Annotated in this window: 18 protein-coding genes and 1 riboswitch; of the genes, 9 read left to right on the forward strand and 9 right to left on the reverse strand. The window is 67.3% G+C overall.

Going from position 1 to position 20,446, the window contains the following annotated elements; all coding sequences use genetic code 11:
- Positions 1-34: 34 nt before the first annotated feature.
- The 3 genes from VHA82_RS10820 to VHA82_RS10830 all read left to right on the forward strand — a co-directional run bounded on the left by VHA82_RS10820 (position 35) and on the right by VHA82_RS10830 (position 4,174).
- The gene (locus VHA82_RS10820; RefSeq protein WP_325543401.1) at positions 35-1,750 is read left to right on the forward strand and encodes an acetate--CoA ligase family protein; all 1,716 of its coding nucleotides are present in this window, start codon (positions 35-37) and stop codon (positions 1,748-1,750) included.
- A gap of 42 nt (positions 1,751-1,792) precedes the next feature.
- Positions 1,793-3,343: a glucose-6-phosphate isomerase gene (gene pgi, locus VHA82_RS10825; protein ID WP_325543403.1), complete on the forward strand. Its 1,551-nt coding sequence runs from the start codon at positions 1,793-1,795 to the stop codon at positions 3,341-3,343.
- Between the two features lie 75 nt (positions 3,344-3,418).
- Positions 3,419-4,174: a BPSS1780 family membrane protein gene (locus VHA82_RS10830; protein ID WP_325543405.1), complete on the forward strand. Its 756-nt coding sequence runs from the start codon at positions 3,419-3,421 to the stop codon at positions 4,172-4,174.
- A 281-nt stretch (positions 4,175-4,455) separates the two neighbouring features.
- Here the strand turns inward: VHA82_RS10830 and groL are convergent, their stop codons facing one another.
- The gene (gene groL / locus VHA82_RS10835) at positions 4,456-6,099 is read right to left on the reverse strand and encodes a chaperonin GroEL (RefSeq protein WP_325543407.1); all 1,644 of its coding nucleotides are present in this window, start codon (positions 6,097-6,099) and stop codon (positions 4,456-4,458) included.
- Between the two features lie 43 nt (positions 6,100-6,142).
- Positions 6,143-6,445 carry a co-chaperone GroES gene (locus VHA82_RS10840; protein WP_325543409.1) on the reverse strand — a complete coding sequence of 101 codons (303 nt, stop codon included), beginning with the start codon at positions 6,443-6,445 and terminating at the stop codon, positions 6,143-6,145.
- Positions 6,446-6,633: 188 nt separating this feature from the next.
- On the opposite strand from VHA82_RS10840, the gene VHA82_RS10845 reads away from it, so the two are divergent.
- Together VHA82_RS10845 and VHA82_RS10850 are read left to right on the forward strand one after the other, a co-directional pair.
- Entirely contained in the window at positions 6,634-7,827 is a 1,194-nt protein-coding gene (locus VHA82_RS10845) for a M35 family metallo-endopeptidase (protein WP_325543411.1), read from the forward strand.
- 39 nt (positions 7,828-7,866) lie between these two features.
- Positions 7,867-8,844 carry an MDR family oxidoreductase gene (locus VHA82_RS10850; protein ID WP_325543413.1) on the forward strand — a complete coding sequence of 326 codons (978 nt, stop codon included), beginning with the start codon at positions 7,867-7,869 and terminating at the stop codon, positions 8,842-8,844.
- On the opposite strand, the gene ribB is transcribed toward VHA82_RS10850, so the two are convergent.
- From ribB to VHA82_RS10875, 5 genes are all read right to left on the reverse strand, one after another.
- The gene (gene ribB / locus VHA82_RS10855; protein ID WP_325543415.1) at positions 8,831-9,514 is read right to left on the reverse strand and encodes a 3,4-dihydroxy-2-butanone-4-phosphate synthase; all 684 of its coding nucleotides are present in this window, start codon (positions 9,512-9,514) and stop codon (positions 8,831-8,833) included. The two genes, VHA82_RS10850 and ribB, sit on opposite strands and share 14 nt — an antisense overlap.
- An 81-nt stretch (positions 9,515-9,595) precedes the next feature.
- Positions 9,596-9,765, reverse strand: a riboswitch (FMN riboswitch).
- A gap of 158 nt (positions 9,766-9,923) precedes the next feature.
- Positions 9,924-10,820: a 5'-nucleotidase gene (locus tag VHA82_RS10860; RefSeq protein WP_325543432.1), complete on the reverse strand. Its 897-nt coding sequence runs from the start codon at positions 10,818-10,820 to the stop codon at positions 9,924-9,926.
- A gap of 11 nt (positions 10,821-10,831) precedes the next feature.
- Entirely contained in the window at positions 10,832-12,052 is a 1,221-nt protein-coding gene (gene gspF, locus VHA82_RS10865) for a type II secretion system inner membrane protein GspF (protein WP_325543417.1), read from the reverse strand.
- 94 nt (positions 12,053-12,146) lie between these two features.
- Positions 12,147-13,763 carry an AMP-binding protein gene (locus VHA82_RS10870; RefSeq protein ID WP_325543419.1) on the reverse strand — a complete coding sequence of 539 codons (1,617 nt, stop codon included), beginning with the start codon at positions 13,761-13,763 and terminating at the stop codon, positions 12,147-12,149.
- Positions 13,760-14,236, reverse strand: coding sequence for a MarR family winged helix-turn-helix transcriptional regulator (locus VHA82_RS10875; RefSeq protein ID WP_325543420.1), 477 nt, complete (start codon positions 14,234-14,236; stop codon positions 13,760-13,762). Before VHA82_RS10875 ends, VHA82_RS10870 begins: the two co-directional genes overlap by 4 nt.
- Before the next feature lie 145 nt (positions 14,237-14,381).
- On the opposite strand from VHA82_RS10875, the gene VHA82_RS10880 reads away from it, so the two are divergent.
- From VHA82_RS10880 to VHA82_RS10895, 4 genes are all read left to right on the forward strand, one after another.
- Positions 14,382-15,644, forward strand: a complete 1,263-nt coding sequence (locus VHA82_RS10880) for a cyclopropane-fatty-acyl-phospholipid synthase family protein (RefSeq protein WP_325543421.1) — start codon at positions 14,382-14,384, stop codon at positions 15,642-15,644.
- A gap of 17 nt (positions 15,645-15,661) precedes the next feature.
- A complete protein-coding gene (locus tag VHA82_RS10885; protein ID WP_325543423.1) occupies positions 15,662-15,985 on the forward strand; it encodes a DUF1840 domain-containing protein in 324 nt (107 codons plus the stop codon).
- 40 nt (positions 15,986-16,025) lie between these two features.
- Positions 16,026-16,472 (forward strand): CesT family type III secretion system chaperone, encoded by a 447-nt coding sequence (locus VHA82_RS10890; RefSeq protein WP_325543424.1) that lies wholly within the window; start codon positions 16,026-16,028, stop codon positions 16,470-16,472.
- Positions 16,473-17,020: 548 nt separating this feature from the next.
- Positions 17,021-18,565: a hypothetical protein gene (locus tag VHA82_RS10895; protein WP_325543425.1), complete on the forward strand. Its 1,545-nt coding sequence runs from the start codon at positions 17,021-17,023 to the stop codon at positions 18,563-18,565.
- 22 nt (positions 18,566-18,587) lie between these two features.
- On the opposite strand, the gene VHA82_RS10900 is transcribed toward VHA82_RS10895, so the two are convergent.
- Together VHA82_RS10900 and VHA82_RS10905 are read right to left on the reverse strand one after the other, a co-directional pair.
- A complete protein-coding gene (locus VHA82_RS10900; RefSeq protein ID WP_325543426.1) occupies positions 18,588-19,586 on the reverse strand; it encodes a tripartite tricarboxylate transporter substrate binding protein in 999 nt (332 codons plus the stop codon).
- Between the two features lie 95 nt (positions 19,587-19,681).
- Positions 19,682-20,446, reverse strand: a 765-nt coding sequence (locus VHA82_RS10905) for a tripartite tricarboxylate transporter substrate-binding protein (protein WP_325543427.1), incomplete at its 5' end; no start/stop codon positions are given.

The raw sequence follows: 20,446 nt of genomic DNA on the forward strand, positions 1-20,446 counted from the left end.
CAGCCCGCGGATGTTGCAGTAGCATGCTGCGCCTGTGACCGCCGCAACACCTGCATTGCATCGCCTTCCCGACGAGCGCCACGACGGCGGCTTGCCCCTGCCGCTCACCTGCATCGGCTGGGAGGTGCACTGGCCCGACGGGCCGCCCGCGAGGCTTGCCAGTTACCTCTCGCACCTGCTTCGCGGACGCTACGGACGCGGCGCACCGGGTGACGATCCGATCGAAGCGGCCGCCGCATCGATCGCGATCGAGCTGCAGACGGGCGGCAGCATCGATGCCGCGGAATGGTTCGCGGCGCTTCGCTTGCCGAGTCTGCGCGGATTCCGCTACGCGACGTTCGACCCGTTCATCGGTGTGCAAGCCGGCGTTGCCGCCTTCCACATCCTGCGGGGACTTGCGCTCGACGAGACAGCGGACCTCGAGACGTTCAGGAGCGGCGCCGCGCGGAGCATCGACGAGGCGAGCAAGCGCCTCGCACCCGCGCGGCCACACGAGAGTCCGCTGAAGGCCGTGCTCGCGGCGCTCTCGCGTGGAATTCCGGTGACACGCCTGTGCCGACAGCTCCCGGCGTATCGCCTGGGCACCGGGCGCCGCCAGCAGCAACTCTGGCGGGGCTTCACGGGCGCCACGGGCTATCTCGCGACCGCGCTTTCCACGCACAAGGAGATGACCAACGACCTCCTGCGCGAGCAGGGCTTTCCGGTGGCGCGGCAGCAGGTCGTGCTCGACGCGCAGGCTGCCGTCCGAGCGGCCGGCGAGATCGGCTACCCGGTGGTCGTGAAGCCGACTTCCACCGACTACGGCACGGCCGTGTCGACGCGGCTGCAGGACGCGGAAGCGGTGACGCGGGCCTTCGAGCTCGCGCGCAAGCATGGCGCGGTGCTCGTGGAGTCGCACATCGATGGATTCGATCACCGCCTCACCGTGATCGGTGGGCGCTGCGTGGGCGTAGTGCGCCGCGAAGCGCCGACCGTGACGGGCAACGGCCGCGACACCGTCGCGCACCTCGCGGCCGAGCTCGCGCGGCGTCGCCGCGCCGACCCGATCCAGCGACGTTTCGCGGCCGCCCGGGTGGACGAACCTCTCGTTGCGCACTTGCTGAGGGAACAGGGCCTGTCGGCGCAGGACGTGCCCGCCGAAGGCCGCATCGTGCGATTGCGCTCGAACTCGAACCTCTCGAGCGGCGGCCTTTCGGCCGATGTGACGCACGAGACGCATCCCGACAATCTGGTGCTCGCCGAGCGCGTGGCGTCGAGCGTCGGGCTCGACCATGCGGGCATCGACTTCATCACGCCGGACATCGCGCGCCCCTGGCACGAAGCGGGCGGCGCGATCTGTGAAGTGAATGCCACGCCGGCCTTCACGACAGCCGATGCGCACCAACGGCTGCTCGACCATCTCTTCCCCGACGGCGGCAATGGGTGCGTGCCGCTGGCCGTGCTCGAGGCGGGCGCCGCCGACGCGACTCGCTACTTTGGCGCGATCGAGGCGATCGCGGCGCGCGAAGGCCGCTGCGGCGGGTTCGTTCGGCCCGGCGAGGCGCGCGTGGGCGAGCATCTGGTCGCGCGAGGCGAAGACTCGCTCGACCGCTTGGCCGCGATCGTGCTGGCCGATGCGCGCGTGCAGTTCGTCCTCGTCGCGCACGAGGGCGGAACGCTCGATCTGCCGTATTGCGATGCCGTCGTGGGCGCAGGCGATGCGCACGTCGAGCAGCAACTCTGCCGGGCGCTGGGGCTTGCGCATCCATAATCGCAGCATCGATCCTCCCGACGCCAAGCCCGCTCCTTCGTCATGACGATGAACTTCGCCGATCCGCGCTGCACGGGCACAGTCGCCTGGCCGCACCTGCAGGTGCACTATTCCGGAGGCGCGCGCGACTTCGACCTGCGCGAAGCATTTCGCGCGGACCCGCAGCGCTTCGCCGCGTTCAGCCAGGAGGCGCCGCACCTGTTCGCCGATCTGTCGAAGAACCTGCTAGACGCGGACACCGAGTCGCTGCTGGTGCAGCTCGCGCACGAGCGCCGGCTCGAAGCGCATCGCGACGCGATGTTCGCGGGCGAACCCATCAATTCGACCGAGCACCGCGCGGTGAAGCACTGGCTGCTGCGAGCGCCGCGCATCGCGGGCGACGCGGACTCCGAAGCGGTGCACGCGACGCTCGACGCCATGCTCGCCTATGCCGAGCACGCGCGCGCGGATTCCGCGATCACCGACGTCGTGAACATCGGCATCGGCGGCTCGGACCTTGGGCCGCAGATGGTCGTGGGCGCGCTCGAGGGCTTCCGGATCGCGGGCAAGCGCTTTCACTTCGTCTCCAATGTCGACGGGCATGAGCTGGACGCCGTGCTGAAGGACCTGCGTCCCGCGCGCACGCTGTTTCTCATCGCCTCGAAGACCTTCACCACGCTCGAAACGATGACCAACGCGCGTTCGGCGAAGGCCTGGTTCGAGCGCGAGGGCGCAGGCGACACGGCTCGCCATTTCGTCGCGCTCACGACCAACGTGCAGGCGGCCCGCGAATTCGGCATCGAGACCACGTTCGGTTTCTGGGATTGGGTCGGCGGCCGCTATTCGCTCTGGTCGGCCATCGGCCTGCCGATCGCGATCGCCATCGGAGCCGGGCGCTTTCGCGAGTTCCTCGCGGGCGCGCATGCGATGGACCGGCATTTCCGCGAAGCGCCGCTCGAGCAGAACCTTCCGGTGCGGCTCGGCCTGCTGGACGTGTGGTACCGCAACTTCCACGGCTTCGCGAGCCGCAGCATCGCGCCCTATCACAGCAGCCTGCGGCGGCTGCCCGCGTTCTTGCAGCAGCTCGAAATGGAAAGCAACGGCAAGCGCGTCGACGCCGCCGGCCGCGCACTCGATTGCGACACGTCGCCGGTGGTCTGGGGCGAACCCGGCACCAATGCGCAGCACGCTTACTTCCAGATGCTGCACCAGGGCACCGAGCGCGTGCCCGTGGAGTTCATCGTCGTGAAAACGCCTTCGCACGCGCTAGACCTGCATCACGACTTGCTGCTGGCCAACGCGCTCGCGCAGGCGCAGGCGCTCATGCAAGGCAGGGACGACGCGGGAGGCCACCGGCACTTTCCGGGCAACCGGCCCAGCACCTTCTTGCTGCTGGATGAACTCTCGCCGGCCAGCCTGGGCGCGCTCATCGCGCTCTACGAGCACCGGGTGTTTGCGAGCGGCGCCATCTGGGGCATCGACAGTTTCGACCAGTGGGGAGTGGAGCTCGGCAAGGTGCTGGCGCAGGACATCGCGCCGCGGCTTGCGAGCGGCGACGCAACGGGGCTCGACACCTCCACCGCCGGTCTTTTGCAGCGTCTGACCTTGCGCTGACGCACAGGCGCGGCATACTCGCGAGCGGTTCGATCCGAACCGCACCGCGACTGGAGGGCGACGATGGAGGATGCAGTGGTTGAATCCGGAGGAAAGCACCGCACAGTGGAAGCCGGGCGAGGTACGGCCTGGTGGACGCAATCCTGGGCGCTGTTCGTGAAAAACCCCGGCATGTGGCTCGTGTTCGGCGTGATCTTCTTCGTGGGATTCGCCGTGCTCGGGTTCATTCCCGTGATCGGAGGGCTCGTGGCGGCGGTGCTGTCGCAGGTCATCCTGGGCGGCTGGATGCTTGCCGCGCGCAAGCTCGACACAGGCGGCACGCTCGAAGTGGGCGATCTCTTCTCGGGCTTCAAGGAAAAGCTCAATCCGCTTCTCACGCTGGGCGCGGTCGCGGTCGGGGCGAGCATCGTCACCTTTCTCGTCATGGCCGTCATGGGCGGCGGCGCGGTGATGGGCATGATGTTGGGGGGCGCTTCGCGCAGCGCGGGCGGGCTGATGGCTTCAGCCGCACTGGGCATGATCGCGATGCTGGTCGGCCTGGCGCTGGCATTCGTGTTCGCGATGGCGTTCTGGTTCGCTCCGGCGCTGGTGGTGTTTCGCGACACGCCGGCCATCGATGCGCTGAAGGCGAGCTGGTCGGCGACGCTCGCGAACTTCGTCCCCTTCCTCGTGTACAGCGTGATCTGGCTCGTGGCCGCCATCGTGGCCTCGATCCCGTTCGCGCTCGGGTGGCTGGTGCTCACGCCGCTCACGGTGCTGGGCATCTACTGCGCGTACAAGGACATCTTCGAAGGCATGGTTTCGCTCGAGACGCCGGGTCTTTCGGAATGACGTGCGGCGCGAGCAGACATGAAATCGGCACCGAGCTGAGACCAGGGCGGCCTCAACCACACGTCAGGTCGGCACCGAACATTGTCATCCCCGCGAAGGCGACCCAGGGCTTCCTCACGCTTTGGATTCCCGCCTGCGCGGGAATGACGAGCTCGCTTCTTTCGCCGCGCTCTGGCGCGCAGTGTCGCGGGCAACAGGAATGAAAAAAGCCGGGCATTGCCCGGCTTTCCGATCTGCTTCGAACCACCTGGAAGCCGCGCGGCGACTCCCGGGTGTTTTCATCACATGTCCATGCCGCCCATGCCGCCCATGCCACCCATGCCGCCAGCGGGCATCGGCGACTCTTCCTTCGGCGCTTCGGCGACCATCGCTTCGGTGGTCAGCATCAGCGACGCGACGGAAGCCGCGTTCTGCAGCGCGGTGCGGGTCACCTTGGTCGGATCGAGAATGCCCATCTCGATCATGTCGCCGTAGGTGTCATTGGCGGCGTTGAAGCCGAAGTTGCCCTTGCCTTCCAGCACGCGGTTCACGACCACGCTCGGCTCGCCGCCGGCGTTGGCGACGATCTCGCGCAGCGGCGACTCGATCGCCTTCAGCACGAGCTTGATGCCGGCGTCCTGGTCGGGGTTGTCGCCCTTGATGTCGCCCGCGGCCTGGCGCGCACGCAGCAGCGCGACACCGCCGCCCGCCACGATGCCCTCTTCCACGGCAGCGCGGGTGGCATGCAGCGCGTCTTCCACGCGAGCCTTCTTTTCCTTCATCTCGACTTCGGTCGCGGCGCCGACCTTGATCACGGCCACGCCGCCGGCGAGCTTCGCCATGCGTTCCTGCAGCTTCTCGCGGTCGTAGTCGGAGGTCGCTTCCTCGATCTGGACGCGGATCTGCTTCACGCGGCCTTCGATGTCGGCGGCCTTGCCCGCGCCGTCGATGATGGTCGTGTTTTCCTTGCCCACTTCGATGCGGTTCGCCTGGCCGAGGGACGCCAGCGTGACCTTCTCGAGGGTCATGCCGGTTTCTTCGGAGATCACCTGGCCGCCCGTCAGGATGGCGATGTCTTCCAGCATGGCCTTGCGGCGGTCACCGAAGCCCGGCGCCTTGACGGCCACGACCTTCAGGATGCCGCGGATCGTGTTGACCACGAGCGTCGCGAGCGCTTCGCCTTCGACTTCCTCGGCCACGATCAGAAGCGGGCGCGAAGCCTTGGCCACTTGCTCGAGCGTCGGCAGGAGGTCGCGGATCGAGGAGATCTTCTTGTCGTACAGCAGCACGAACGGGTTCTCGAGGATCGCGGCCTGCTTCTCGGGGTTGTTGATGAAGTAGGGCGACAGGTAGCCGCGGTCGAACTGCATGCCTTCGACGACGTCCAGCTCGTTCTGCAGCGACTTGCCGTCCTCGACGGTGATCACGCCTTCCTTGCCGACCTTGTCCATCGCGTCGGCGATGATCTTGCCGATCGACTCGTCGCTGTTGGCGGAGATGGAGCCGACCTGCGCGATTTCCTTGGAGGTCGTGGTGGGCTTGGACGCCTTCTTCAGCTGCTCGACGAGCTGGGTGACCGCGCGGTCGATGCCACGCTTCAAGTCCATCGGGTTCATGCCGGCGGCCACGTACTTCATGCCTTCGCGGACGATGGCCTGCGCGAGCACGGTGGCGGTGGTGGTGCCGTCACCGGCGTTGTCGCTCGTCTTGGAAGCGACTTCCTTCACCATCTGCGCGCCCATGTTCTGGAGCTTGTCCTTCAGCTCGATTTCCTTGGCGACCGAGACACCGTCCTTGGTGACGGTGGGGGCGCCGAAGCTGCGCTCGAGCACCACGTTGCGGCCCTTCGGGCCCAGGGTCTTCTTGACCGCGTTGGCCAGGATGTTCACGCCTTCGATCAGGCGTTGACGGGCGTCGTCGCCGAACACTACGTCTTTTGCTGCCATGTCTGATTACTCCGTATCTGTGAGTGAAAAGGTTGCGAGGGCTTCAGAGCTCGACGACCGCGAAGAGGTCGTCTTCCTTCATGACGAGCAGCTCGTCGCCTTCGACCTTGACGGTCTGGCCGCTGTACTTGCCGAACAGCACACGGTCGCCGACCCTCACGCCCATGGCGACGAGGTCGCCCTTGTCGTTGCGTCGGCCCGGGCCGACGGCCAGCACTTCACCCTGATCGGGCTTTTCGGCGGCGTTGTCGGGGATCACGATGCCCGACGCCGTCTTGGTTTCGTTTTCCAGGCGCCGCACGATCACGCGATCGTGCAGGGGGCGAAGCTTTTGTTTCGTTGCCATTGCATCTCCTTGGCTTGCAACAGAGGTCTTCAAATCAAAGCGCCAACGAAAGTTGGCGCTTCTTAACGGTGAAGCGGTCCGGCGGCAGGCTCTGCCGTTAGCACTCAACTTCAACGAGTGCTAATCATAAGGGTTTTTCGGGCGGAATCAAGCCCGGCGCGCACTACACTGCCCCGAGGAGAGGAATCATGCCGAACGCAACGGATGTACAGCGGTTCGACGACGCGCTTGCCACCCTGAACGAGCTCGCCGCCCACGACATGGATTTCTACAAGGGCTACGAGGGCGTGCTCGACTGGCTCGCGCAGCAGACAAGCCCCGGCACCGCCAAAGGCGTCGTGGGCGAGCAGCTTTCCCTCGGGTGGCACTTTCGCAAGTCGGCCGCGATCACCCAGTTTCGCGAGGCGTTGCGCGCCTACCTGCTCGTGCTCATCACGCGCTACGGCCTCGCCGGCGGCCAGCTGAAGACCGCCAAGGGGATCGAGCCCGGCAGCGACGCGGCCCATACGCGGCGCGTGCTTCTCGCCAGCCTCAAGAACTATTGCCGACGCATCGTGGTGCGCCACGGCGGGATCGTGATCGACTCGAAGGTGTACGAGTGGGCCGGCCTCAGGCACTTCGCCGACGTCGCGCGGGTCCTGCGCGACGGACGGGACCGCGGCGCCGAAATCCTGCGCCATGCGTTCGCCTACGCGCGGCGCGTCGACGATGCGCAGGGCCACTACGCGCGCTGGTTCGGAATCGCGAACCGCCGCGAAGTCGCCACCGATTTCGAGCGGCTGATCGAGGTCTATCACAAGAAATCGATCCGCATCCGGGTGGAGGAGCGCACGGAGCGCGACGGCAGCGTCCGCCTGGACACCGTGTACGGCGTCGCGACCCGTCAGCACTGGGACTACGCGCAGCCCAAGGAGCTCATCGACATCCGCCTGGGCGACTACTTCTTCGACGGCACCGCCGTGCATTCGAGCCAGATCGTTCACGACACCGCGATGTACGACGCGATCCTCGAGCGCCACCTCGTGATGAAGAAAGAGCAGGCCACGGCGCTCGAGGACCTGCGCCAGGCCATCATGGCCGGTGGCGACGAGGTCGCGCTCGAGGCTGCCCACACGCTGCGCGAAGCCGACATCGCGCGCCGGATTCGGGAAAACGCGGCGCGCGTGCCGCCGCAGGACCGCACGCGCGAGAAGATTTCCGTGACGGGCGTGATCCTGCACGAAGTGACCCACAACGCAATCTGGACGACCGACGTGCAGATCGAGGGCCAGGCGATGTACGGGCCGAACTGCTGCCTCTGGCTCGCGCGCAACCATCCCGGCAAGGCGGCCACCAACGCCGACAACTTCCGCCTCTTCTCGGAGGAATTCCTCACGGCCTGAGCCTGGCTGCACAATCCCCTCTTGCAACAGGAGGCCGACATGTTCCAGGCGCTAGTGCTCGAGCGGGACCCCGAATTCAGCGCGCAGCTGAAGAAGGTCGACGATGCCTTTTTGCCCGAGGGCGACGTCACGATCGACGTCGATTACTCGACGATCAACTACAAGGACGGCCTCGCCATCACCAACAAGTCGCCGGTGGTTCGCAGCTGGCCGATGATCGCGGGCATCGATGGCGCGGGCACGGTCGTCGACAGCGCGTCGCCGCTGTGGCGCCAAGGCGATGCGGTGGTGCTGAACGGTTTCGGTGTCGGCGAAACGCACAAGGGCTGCCTCGCGGGCCGCGCACGGCTGAAGGCCGGATGGCTCGTGTGCCGGCCGGCCGCGTTTTCAGCGAAGCAGGCGATGGCGATCGGCACCGCGGGCTACACCGCGATGCTGTGCGTGCTGGCGCTCGAGCGTCACGGGGTGCGGCCTGGCGAGGGCGACGTGCTCGTGACGGGGGCCACGGGTGGCGTGGGCTCGGTTGCCGTTGCGCTGCTTGCGAAGCTCGGACACAAGGTGACGGCCGCAACGGGCAAGTCGACCGAGGAACCTTACCTGCGGCGGCTGGGCGCTGCGGCCGTCATCGACCGCAACGAACTCTCGTCGCCCGGCAAGCCGCTGCAGAAGGAACGCTGGGCGGGCGTGGTCGACGCGGTGGGCAGCCACACGCTCGCGAACGCCTGCGCGCAGACGCGGTATGGCGGCGCGGTCGCCGCGTGCGGTCTCGCGCAGGGCATGGATCTTCCGGCGAGCGTGGCGCCTTTCATCCTGCGCGGCGTCGCGCTGCTCGGGGTCGACAGCGTGATGGCGCCTCTCGCGGCGCGGGAGCAGGCGTGGTCGCGTCTCGCGAGAGACCTCGACCCTGAGTTGCTGGACACGATCACGACGGAGATTCCCCTCGCCTCGGCCATCGAGGCCGCGCAGAAGCTGATGGCGGGGCAGGTGCGCGGGCGAATCGTCGTCAAGACGAGGTAGAACCCCGGACGCGCACTTGCTGCGCAGCGCGATGCTGACGAATGTCTTCGACCGTCGTGCACAGCAGCCCGTGGCGCCTCGCGAACTCGGCAACCTGATCGCCTCGCGCCATCGTGCCGTCCGGATTCATCAGTTCGCACAGTACGCCCGCCGGATAGCACCCCGCGAGCATCGCCAGGTCGACCGCGGCTTCGGTATGCCCTTCGCGCTCGAGGACGCCGCCTGCCTTCGCCACCAGCGGGAACACGTGCCCCGGGCTCACGACTTCGCTGCGTTCGAGCGTCGTGCGCAGCGCGCACTGGATGGTCTGCACGCGATCGGCGGCCGACACGCCCGTCGTCACGCCGAACGCCGCCTCGATGGACTGCGTGAAAGCGGTCGCATGGCGCGAGCGGTTGACCTCGACCATCGGGCGCAGGCGCATCTCGTTCGCCTTCTCGGGCCGGATGCACAGGCACACGATGCCGCTGCCCTCGCGGATCATGAGGGCCATGATGTCCTGCGTGACGAGCTCGGCCGCGCAGACGAGGTCCGCTTCATTCTCGCGGTCCGAGTCGTCGAGGACGAGCACGGGCTGTCCCTCGGCGATCGCGCGAACGACCTCGGGCACGGGTGCGAGGCCAATGCCTTCGCGTTCGGCGGTGGGTGGGGTGCTAAGCGTGGGTGTCATGAAACGCTCCTGTCGGTTGAACAAAAACGCTTCAAGGCTGGCAAGAACGCACGCGCCACGGCCTGACGGCCGTGCAAGCGCACGCATCTTCTTTCATCCGGACTGTGACCGTCGGCCCCGGCATTCGACCGGGTCTGCTGACCTCCTTCGCATCTCGCGACACGAGTGGAGCGCTCGCGGGCTCGCGGCGCCGGGTTGCCCCGCTGCCGCCTACCGCCGGTGGGGAATTTCACCCCGCCCTGAAGACCGCTCCACTATAGGCGAGCCCGGAAAGTCGTGCACGGTGCGGGGTCGCACGTGCGTCACCGCGGGCCGACTTGCGCAAGCCCGGGGGAAGCGACGGCGCATCCTCACGCCCGGGGCATCGCGCGCGCCAGCCGGTCCCGACGGCGCGGGATCCGGCGCCCAGTCAATGTCGGTTGGCAATGCCCGAGGTCACGTGACCCGCCGGCACATGCTGCGCGGCGTGCGTGACGTGGCGCGTCTGGTCGTCGAAGAAGAAGTCGGGCTCGAACTCGCGCAGGAATTCGCCCTTGTCCAGGCCGCCGAGGAACATCGCCTCGTCGACCTGTATCTTCCAGTCCATGAGCGTGCGGATCGCGCGTTCGTGCGCGGGCGCACTGCGCGCCGTGACGAGCGCGGTGCGGATGCGCATCGCGGCATTGCCGTCGTGCTGCAGGCGGTGCAGCGCCGCGAGGAGCGGCTTGAAGGGGCCGCCGGGCAGAGGCTGCGTGGCCTTGCTGAGCTCGTGCCGCTGGAACGCTTCGAGGCCCTCGGACTGGAAAACGCGTTCGGCCTCGTCGGAAAAAAGCACGGCGTCGCCGTCGAAGGCGATGCGCACTTCGTGCGGATAGTTCGTGCCGGCGAGCACCGATTCGGTGAGCACGCGCGCAGCCGGAAAGCCCGCGGCGAGCGCCTCGCCCACGTCCTCGGCGTTGGCGGAGAGAAACAGGTGCGCGCGCAGCGGCCGCAGATAGCGAAAGGGCGATCGCCCCTGCGTGAATACGCCGCGCTCGAGGTGAATGCCCGCATGCTTGGCGGAGCGGAACACGCGCATGCCCGAGACCGGATCGTTGCGCGAGAGGATCACGACTTCGACGCGCTCGGCGCCGGCGTCGTTGAATGCGAGCAGCTTTCGGATGAGCGAGAACGCGATGCCGGGTTGCGCGGGCGCATCGAGCCGTTCGAGCTGCAGCCGCATGTAGGCGGTGGGATCGCCCGCTTCGAAGACGCGGTTTTCTTCCTCGAAATTGAAGAGGGCGCGCGAGGAAAGCGCGACGACCAGCTTGTTTTCGAGGGTGGGCAGGGTCACGTCGCCTATCGTACCCACTGGTTGAGCTGGATGATCGGCAGCAGCACCGCGAGCACGATCAGAAGCACGACCAGTCCCATCACGACGATGAGAAGCGGCTCGAGAATGGTGGCGAGCTGCATCGCGCGGCGCTGCACCTCGTTGGAAAGCTGGCGTGCCGCGCGCTGCAGCATGACGGGCAGTTGCCCCGTCTGCTCGCCCAGCCGCGCGAACATGCTCAGCAATCCCGGAAAGCGCTTCTTCTGTCCGAGCGCCGAAGCAAGCGGCGCGCCCTCTCGCACCAGCACGAGCGCATCGAGCGCGTCGGCGCGCATCGCGCGGTTGCCGAGCGTTTCGGCCGCGGCCTGCAGCGCCTTGAGAATCGGAACGCCGGCGGCCGCGAGCATCGCAAGCGTGTTCGCGAAGCGGGCGGCGTTGTAGCCGCGCGAGAGTCGTCCCACGATCGGCAGCGTGAGCCAGCTCGCGTCGAACGCGAGGCGAAACGGCTCCTGCTTCAGCGCGGAGCGAAACAGGAAGACTGCCGCCGCGAGCACGATGAGCCCGACCCAGCCCCAGTGGCGGATCGCGGCGCTCACGCCGAGCATGGCGACCGTGAGAAAGGGCAGTGCGCGCTTGGTGCCCGCGAACACGTTGGCGACCTGCGGCACGACGTAGGTGACGAGGAAGGTGACGATCGCGATCGCCACGAGCGTCACGATCGCCGGATAGAGCGCCGCGCCGATGAGGCGACCCTTGAGCGCCTGTGCTTCTTCGAGGTCGTCGGCGAGGCGTTCCAGCACGAGGCCCAGGTGGCCGCTTTGTTCGCCGGCGCCGATCACGGCGACGTAGATGCCGGAGAATTCGCGCGGGAACTGTCCGAGCGCCTTGGCGAACGAGGAGCCCGCGTTGACCTCGGCGCGCAGCGCGGCGACCAGGTCGCGTTCGCGTTCGTTCTCGCTTTCGTCAGTGAGCGCCGTGAGTGCGCGTTCCAGCGGCAGGCCCGAGCCGACGAGTCCGGCGAGTTGCCGCGTCCAGATCGCAAGCGTAGCGGGCGTGTAGATGCGGCCAGCGAGCGGCCGCGAGAGCAGGCCCTTGGGCGGCGCGGCGGCCCCGACCGGCTCGACTGCGAGCGGAACCAGAGCGCGCGCGCGCAACAGGCCGCGCGCGGCTTTCGCGGTGTCGGCCTCGAGCACGCCCTTGTGCGTTTCGCCCTGCGCGTCGATGGCTTCGAAGGAATACGCCGGCATGAGCCGATTATCGTGCCGTGGCCTTCTGGGCACCCGCCGTCATTTCCGCGAAGGCGGGAATCCGGAGCGTCCCGGAGGTTGCCGCACCCCAGGCTCACATCTGCCGCAGCCGAAACCTCTGCAGCTTTCCCGTCTCCGTTCGCGGCAGACTCGCCACGAACTCGACCCGCCGCGGATACTTGTACGGCGCGATCATCGACTTCACGTGTTCCTGCAGCGCGCGCACCATCGGCTCGTCGCCGGCATGCCCCGGCTTCAGCACGACGAACGCCTTCACGATCATGCCGCGCTCCTCATCCGGCTCGCCGATCACGCCGCATTCCGCGACGGCGGGATGCTTCAGGAGCGCATCCTCGACCTCCGGGCCACCGACGTTGTAGCCCGACGTGATGATCATGTCGTCGGCGCGCGCCTGATAGAAGAAGTAGCCTTCGTCGTCCTCGACGAACGCGTCGCCGGGATAGTTCCAGCCGTTCTTCACGTAGCTCGCCTGCCGGGCATCGTCCAGATATTTGCAGCCCGTGGGACCGATCACCGCGAGCTTGCCGATCGTGCCGCGCGGCACTTCGCGGCCTTCGTCGTCGACCACCTTGGCCGCATAACCCGGCACGACCTTGCCGATCGCGCCGCGCTTCACTTCGCCGGGCCCCGAGGAGATGAAGATGTGGAACATCTCGGTCGCGCCGATGCCGTCGGTCATCTCGATGCCGCTCGCGTCCTTCCAGAGCTGGCGCGTCGCATCGGGCAGGCCCTCGCCCGCGCTCACGCAGATGCGCAGCCGCCCGACGCCGTGCTGGCGCGCGAACGGCGCCATCGCGCGATAGAAGGTGGGCGCGGTGTAGCAGATCGTCGCGCCCCGCTCGACGATCGTCTTCACCATGGTCTCGGGCGTGTAGGGACCATCCGGAAAATAGACGGAGCTGCCGGCCCACATGGGAAACATCAGGAGGCCGCCCAAGCCGAAGGTGAAGGCGAGCGGCGGCGAGCCGACCACGATGTCCTCGGGCGCGGCCTTCAGCACGTGCCGGGGCCATGCCTCGCAGGCGGCGACGACGTCACGATGCGTGTGCACCGCGGCTTTCGGCTTGCCCGTCGTGCCGGAGGTGAAGGCCAGAAGGGCGATGTCGTCGCCGAGCGTGGGGCAGGCGTCGAAGGCGCCCGCCTTCGCTTGTGCGAGCGTATCGAGCGACTGAGCGAGGCCCGCGGCATTGAAGCGGACGACTTTCTTCAGCACGGCGTGGGAGCGCTGCGCGAGTTCCAGCTCCTGCATGAGATTCGCGTCGCACAGGGCCAGCGCAGGCTCGGCCTTGTCGATGATGTCGCCCAGTTCGCGCGCACGCAGCAGAGGCATGGTGGCGACCGCGATCGCGCCGCACTTCACGACGGCAAGCCACGCGAGCGCCATGCCGATCGAATTGCCGCCGCGCAGCAGCACGCGGTTGCCGGGCGTCACGCCCAGGTCTTCCACCAGAACGCGGCAGATGCGGTCGACGCGTTCGCGCGCCTCGGCGTAGGTGAGCGTGAGCGACGAAGACCTGAGCATCGGGCGCTGCGCCCACGGCTTGCCGGCCGCCTTGTCGAGCAACTCGTCGACGAGGTTGATGCGCTCCGGCAACCTGAGCTCGGGCCGGTCGTAACGCAGCTTCGGCCAGGCTTCACGGGAGGGCAGGCGGTCGTGCGCGAAGCGGTCCTGCTGGGCGGATCGGTTCATGACGCTTCCTTCGTATGCGCCCGCGCGTGCTCCTTCACCTTGCCGAGCAGGCGATGGAGGGTGGCGACCTCCTTCTCGGGCAGCGCGCCGAACGCCTGGACGATCCAGTCCTCGTGCGCGCGCGCCATTTCGTTGAAGAGCTTGCGCCCGCGCGGCGTGAGGCGCACGCGGTAGGCTCTGCGGTCGCCTTGCACGTCGATGCGCTCCACGAGCCCTTCGGAGACCAGCTGGTCCGTGATGCCGGTGACGTTGCCGCCGGTCACCATCATGCGGCGCGAGAGTTCGTTCATCTTGAGGCCGTCCGGCGCCCGTTCGAGCTGCGCCATCAGATCGAAGCGCGGCAAGGTAGTGCTGAAGCGTTCGCGCAGGAGCGTGCGCACTTTCTTCTCGACGAGCTGCGTGCAGGTGAGCAGCCGCAGCCACAGGCGCAGCGCCTCCGGGTGCTCGCTATGCGCGCGTGCTTCCATGTCCACGGGGTCGGCTCCTCTTCAACAGGTTTAAATAGTTTAAGTCTGAAGTAATTGGTGTCAAGGGCATCCGTCCCTGGATCGCTCGCGCGATCGTGCATCGACCTGTGTCCTGCACACGCGAATTGAATTTGTCGAATAATCGGATGCCATGGAACCGCTGGTGCAGAAGATCGAAGCCCAGCTGGCGGCGCTGCCTGTGGCCGTCGCGCTGGGTCTGCCGGGCGGGCAGCGGGTGGGACCCGCGAATGCCCGCGTGAGACTTTCGTTCGATGACTGGTCCGGGCTTGCGACGCTCGCGGCAGGGCAGATCGGCAAGCTCGCCGAGGACTATGTCGAAAAGCGCTGCCGCATCGAAGGCAGCATGCGCGACCTGATGGCGGCCGCGGCGGCACTGCTGCCGGGCAGCCCCGTGGCGAGCGACACGAGCTGGTGGACTCGGGTGCTGCAGCGCGCCAGGTCGCTCGCCGCGCACACGCCTTCGCGCGACGCGGAGCAGGTGCGCTTCCACTACGACGTCTCCGACGATTTCTACGCGCTCTGGCTCGATGCGCGGCGGGTGTATTCGTGCGCATATTTCCGCGATTCGCACATGTCGATCGGCCAGGCGCAGGAAGCGAAGCTCGACCATATCTGCCGCAAGCTGATGCTCGAGCCCGGCCAACGGTTCCTCGACATCGGTGCGGGCTGGGGCGGGCTTCTCCTGTGGGCCGCGGAGCATTACGGCGTGGACGCCACCGGCATCACCCTCTCGAAGAACCAGCACGCCTACGTCAGCCGCCTCGTCGAGGAAAGGGGTTTGCAGGGGCGCGTGCGCATGCATCTGCAGGACTATCGCGACCTCCCGGAGGACCAGACCTACGACCGCATCGCGTCGGTCGGAATGTTCGAGCACGTGGGGCAGGCGCACATGCCCGCCTACTTCGGCAAGATCCGGCGCCTTCTGAAGCCGGGCGGCCTCGTCATGAACCACGGCATCACCGCCGGGAGCCTCAGACCCGGTCAGCTCGGCGCGGGCATGGGCGACTTCATCGAGAAGTACATCTTTCCCGGTGGCGAGCTGCTGCACGTGAGCCGCGTGCTGCGCGACCTCGCGACGTCCGGGCTCGAGATGGTCGACGTCGAGAACCTGAGGCCGCACTACGCGCGCACGCTCTGGGCGTGGTCCGATGCGCTCGAGTCCCGGCTCGACGAGGCGCATCGCGTGCTCGCGGCCACGCATGGCGAAGAGGGCGCGGGCACGGTGCTGCGCGCCTATCGGCTCTACCTGTCGGGCTGCGCGATGTGCTTCGAGCAGGGCTGGCTCGCGCTGCACCAGATCCTCGCCACGCACCCCGACGGCGAACTGTCGGGCAGAGATCTGCGCGGCGCGCAAGGGGACTATACGTTTAGACGAGACTACATGTACCGCTGACGGCTAAACTCGTTTTCATGCTATACAAGTTCAAGTCGAAGGCGACCGGCGACCTGATCATGCTGGAGCCCAACGGGCGACGCGTCCTCGAGATCATCGGCAAGGATCCGGGGCCGAAGGGAATCATCCTGCCCGAGCAGATGGCCGCCGCGGTTGCTGCATTGCAGCAAGCCGTCGCACAGGAAGAAAGCGACGAGCAGGCCGCCGCCGACGATGCCCGGGCCAACGGACGCGCGGTGCCGAAATCCGACGCCGTCACGCTGCGCCAGCGCGCATTGCCATTCATCGACATGCTCGAGCGCTGCCGAAAGGCGGGCGTCGAGATCGTCTGGGGCGTCTGAACGCTGCGGGCGCGCACACACGCGCCCAGGGAGGAAGCGGATGACGATCAGGACTTTCCAGGAGCTTTACGACAGCTTTTGCGCCGCGACCGGAACGGCGCCGCAGGAGCTCGAGGAAGACGATGAAGGCTGCGCCGCATTCTCGGCCGAGCTGCGCGGCGTGACGGTCAACGTCATGCACACGGTCGATTCGCACCCTGACAGCGCCTTCGTGCTGGTGGACTTCGGCCCGCCGCCCGAAGAGCAGGAGGCGGAGGCTTTCCGGAGGCTGCTCATGACCAACTTCACGATGCTCGGGCAGGAGCCCGCGAGCGCCTTCAGCATCCACCCCGTCTACGGCAATGTGATGCTGCAAGCCACTTACCCGTTCGAGCAGCATTCGGGCGAGCACCTGCTGAGATCGCTCCGTGCCCTGGCGGAGCTCGCGCTGCGCTGGCGCGAGACGCATTTTCTCGAAGAGGCATCGGCGGATGGGGAGCGGCGCTGATGGGCAACGTGCGCCGCATGCTGCGGGACGCACCTCCGAGTCCCACGTTCGGGCCTTCTCCATCACCTCAACTTCCAGGGGGAGCGAGCCCGCCCGACGTGGCGCTGGAGGTCCGGCCTGAACGCAGCCATCCGGGAATGAGTGAGGGCATGTGGCGCGGCCGCGATCGCTCGCACGATCCCTCGCACGATCGCTCGCACGATCCTTCGCAATTCCCGGATGGCGAAGAAAAGGGGCCGCCGCTGCCGGTGGACGTGCGAGAAGCATTGGCCCGCCACGACCACGAGGCTGCGCGCACGCGCGCCGCGGCTAGCGCGGAAGGAGCCCCTCCCCCGCCCGGCGGGCCACCGCCTCGTCCGGACGCTCGTGCCGAGGTCCCTCCGGGTCCGCCACGCTTGAACCTCCCTCGTCTCGCGGCGCATCCTGCTGCGCGTGCGCGCCAAGTGCGCGTGGACGGAGCGGCGAACCCCCGCCCCCGGCGGCGGGCGCGACGGCGCCCCGCACCTGCGCAGGCCGGTTTCCGGATCTGGCTGGCCGCCGGCATCGCGGTGAAGACAATCGGCTGCACGTCCATGGCGCGCCAGATCGCGGACCTCGCCTACGACGCCTTCCATCCCGCGGTCGTCATCCACCTGTCCACAGGTGTTGCCAACGTCGACGACAACAACAGCATGCTGGCCGGTGCCGGGGCGGCCGTCCTCTTCGAGGTCGCGTCCTGCGTCATGGTGCGTCCGGCCTTTTCGTCGATGATGACCACGCTTCGGCGCGATCACGAAGGCCGCGCCCGAGGGCACCGCGCCTGCGGGTTCGCCCATACCCCAGTGGCGGTCGGTCTTGCGCTGCTCACGATTCTCCTTCCGCTCGCCCGCGCCATTCAGGACGCCTGGGGCACCGAGCCCGGCGCCGCTCGCAACCGGGTGGTGCTGTCGGCGTTCGAGGCCGCCTTGAAGCTCGTGATCTACACGTTCGCGCGCGGCGTCCTCGAACGGTTCATCGCGCCGCTCCTGCCCGCGGTATCGATCATCGACTCCGAAGGCGACGAAGTATCGCCCGAGCTGACGGAAAAGATGGTTTTCGTCCGCGCGGTCTGCATGCTGCTATTGACCGTTCCCAATGCCGCGGTGACGCTGGACAACATCCTGCAGCGCGGAGACTGGACTCTGGCGCCTCCCTTCGATGGCTTGCCCGGCAGCGAGCACGTCGCGATCAACCTGTGGGTCGGCGTGTACGAATTCATCGCTTCCATCGCGTGGATCCTGGCGCTTGCGACAGCCGCCCGCGCGCAGCACTGGTCGCTTTCCATCGGCGATCCCGATGGCGGCGACTCGCCCTCCAATCCCACGCAGGAGGCCCCGGACGCATCGCTCCTCGATCTCCCCTGGTTCATCCCCGGCAGCATTCTCGGGGAGAAAGTGCGCGAAGCGGTAGCCTCCATCCGTGTGCAAAGGACGTGCGCGTCCGTGCTGCGAGGACTGTTCGAATCGAGGCCGCCTTACGTGTTTCGCGACATCATGGGTTTTCGCTGGTGGGGCAACCTCATGCTGCTTGCATTGATGAGCGACCGCGCCATGACGGCCATGGAGGAAAGCGGCATGCCGTTCGGCCCGGCCGGCTGGCTCGGGCTGATCCTGGGGGTCTTCGAAACAGCGCCTCTTCTCATCGAGCGGGGTATCAATGCGCAGGTCTCGGAGGGCAATCCCGACCGCGATCTTGTCGATAAGCTGCACCGGCTGTTTCGGCTGCAAGACGAGATCTACAGGCAGCGCACGCCCAGCCTCAGCACGCCACATCCCGACGAGGGGCTACCCATCATCGATCGCACGCTTCATCGCTCGATGATGGAGCTGATCGCGGGCAACCCCGTCTTCGACGACGTGAGGCGGCACATGCGCGAGCTGAAGCGGATCGGCCGGCAAAGGCAACGGATGCAGGTGGACCGCTCGTCCGAGCGGCTGATCGTGATCCACACCGCGCCCATCTACCCGCCGCCCGCGATGCGCGAGCAGTTCGGCAACTTGCGCTCGCGAGACGAATTCCTGCCCGATTCGCGCGTGATGGGCCAGATGCTGCACGTGATGGACGACGACGAATAGACCGTCGGCGAAGCCGCCCGAATCAGTCGACCTTTGCTCCCGACGCCTTCACCACCTGGGCCCACTTGCGGTGCTCGGCTTCGATGTGCTTCGCGAATTCCGTTGGCGTGTTGCCGCTCGGGATCGCGCCTTGCGAGAGCAGCTTCTCCTTCACTTCGGGCGCCTGCAGCGCCTTCGCCACTTCCTGCTGAATCCGGTTCACGATGTCGCCCGGCGTGCCCGCGGGCGCGAGCAGACCGAACCACGACGTCGCATCGAACCCCTTCAGTCCCGCGGCTTCCTCGATCGTCGGCACGTTCGGAAGCGCCGCGGAGCGTTCGCGGCTCGTCACCGCGAAAGCCTTCAGCTTGCCCGCCTTGATGTGCGGCAGAGAGGAAGGCAGGTTGTCGAACATCACGTCGGCCTGGCCGCCCACCATGTCCATGAGCGCGGGCGCGGAGCCGCGATACGGCACGTGCACCATGAAGACGCCCGCCATGCTCTTGAAGAGCTCGCCCGCGAGGTGGATCGACGTGCCGCTGCCGCTCGAAGCCATGTTCAGTTTGCCGGGATGCGCCTTCGCGTAGCGGATGAAGTCGCGCACGTTGTCGATGCCGAGCGCCTTCGCCCTCTCGGTCTGCATCTCCATCACGTTCGGCACGCCCGCCACGAGCGTGATCGGCGCGAAGTCCTTGATCGGGTCGTAGGGCAGCTTCGCGTAGAGCGCGCGGTTGATGCCGTGCGTGCCGACGGTACCCATGAGAAGCGTGTAGCCGTCGGGCGGCGAGTGCGCCACGATCTCCGCGCCCACGTTCCCGCCCGCGCCCGCGCGGTTTTCCACGACGAACTGCTGGCCGAAGGCCTTGGAGAGTTCGGGCGCGATGGAGCGCGCGAGGATGTCGGTCGTGCCGCCCGGCGGGAAAGGCACGACGATCTTCACGGGTCGCGCGGGCCAGGCGGGCTGAGCGCGGGAACCTGTTGCGAATGCGGCCGCGCCGAGCGTCAGGAGCGCCGTGCGGCGCGAGAGAGAGTTGCGACCCATGGCTGTCTCCTCGTGTTCCGAGCGCGAGCATAAACAAAATGGGCGCCCGCAGCGCCCATTTCGAGATGAGGGATGACCCTCTGCACCGCCGTGCGTCAGTCGGCGTACACGCCCGCCGCCTTGATGATCGGGCTCCACTTCGCGATTTCGGCCTGCACGAACTTCTTGTGCTCGGCGGGTTCCATGCGCTTGTCGGTCACCACCACCGCGCCCAGGCCTTCCTGGCGCTTGATGAATTCCGGGTCCTTCAGCGCGACCTTCAGCGCGTCGTTGATCTTCTTCTGCACGTCCGCGGGCGTGCCCTTGGGGGCATAAAGGCCGTGCCAGATCGTGACTTCGAAGCCCTTCAGGCCCGATTCCTCCAGTGTCGGCAGGTCCTTCAGCGCGGGCGTCGTGAGGCGCTTGGGCGTCGTGACGGCGAAGGCCTTCACCTTCTTCGCCTCGATGTGCGACGTGGTGTTGGTGGTCTGGTCGCACATGAGGTCGATCTGGCCGCCGATCAGGTCCGTCATCGCGGGGCCCGTGCCCTTGTACGGCACCGGCGTCATTTCCGTCTTCACAGCGTTCTGGAAGAGCAGGCCGCACAGGTGCGAAGCCGAGCCCACGCCTGCGTTGCCCAGGTTGATCTTGCCCTTGTTCTGCCCGATCCAGCCGAGCAGCTCCTTGTAGTTGTTCGCCGGCAGCGAGGGCCGGCCGAGCAGCGTCATCGGCACGTCGTTGATCACGCCCAGGTATTCGAAGTCGCTTTCCACCTTGAAGGGACTGTTGCGCACGAGCGTGGGCATCGTGGCCATGCCGATGTGATGCAGCAGCAGTGTGTAGCCGTCGGCCGGGGCGTGCGCCACCTTGTTGGCGCCGAT

It is taken from the genome of Ramlibacter sp. (genome assembly GCF_035548915.1).
Taxonomy (GTDB): Bacteria; Pseudomonadota; Gammaproteobacteria; order Burkholderiales; family Burkholderiaceae_C; genus Ramlibacter.

What these genes read in the sequence shown, in the direction of transcription:
- pgi (WP_325543403.1), top strand. Translation starts at nt 1,793, where the DNA reads ATGACGATGAACTTCGCCGATCCGCGCTGCACGGGCACAGTCGCCTGG.
- groL (WP_325543407.1), bottom strand. Translation starts at nt 6,099, where the DNA reads ATGGCAGCAAAAGACGTAGTGTTCGGCGACGACGCCCGTCAACGCCTG.
- VHA82_RS10840 (WP_325543409.1), bottom strand. Translation starts at nt 6,445, where the DNA reads ATGGCAACGAAACAAAAGCTTCGCCCCCTGCACGATCGCGTGATCGTG.
- VHA82_RS10845 (WP_325543411.1), top strand. Translation starts at nt 6,634, where the DNA reads ATGCCGAACGCAACGGATGTACAGCGGTTCGACGACGCGCTTGCCACC.
- VHA82_RS10850 (WP_325543413.1), top strand. Translation starts at nt 7,867, where the DNA reads ATGTTCCAGGCGCTAGTGCTCGAGCGGGACCCCGAATTCAGCGCGCAG.
- ribB (WP_325543415.1), bottom strand. Translation starts at nt 9,514, where the DNA reads ATGACACCCACGCTTAGCACCCCACCCACCGCCGAACGCGAAGGCATT.
- gspF (WP_325543417.1), bottom strand. Translation starts at nt 12,052, where the DNA reads ATGCCGGCGTATTCCTTCGAAGCCATCGACGCGCAGGGCGAAACGCAC.
- VHA82_RS10870 (WP_325543419.1), bottom strand. Translation starts at nt 13,763, where the DNA reads ATGAACCGATCCGCCCAGCAGGACCGCTTCGCGCACGACCGCCTGCCC.
- VHA82_RS10880 (WP_325543421.1), top strand. Translation starts at nt 14,382, where the DNA reads ATGGAACCGCTGGTGCAGAAGATCGAAGCCCAGCTGGCGGCGCTGCCT.
- VHA82_RS10885 (WP_325543423.1), top strand. Translation starts at nt 15,662, where the DNA reads ATGCTATACAAGTTCAAGTCGAAGGCGACCGGCGACCTGATCATGCTG.
- VHA82_RS10890 (WP_325543424.1), top strand. Translation starts at nt 16,026, where the DNA reads ATGACGATCAGGACTTTCCAGGAGCTTTACGACAGCTTTTGCGCCGCG.
- VHA82_RS10900 (WP_325543426.1), bottom strand. Translation starts at nt 19,586, where the DNA reads ATGGGTCGCAACTCTCTCTCGCGCCGCACGGCGCTCCTGACGCTCGGC.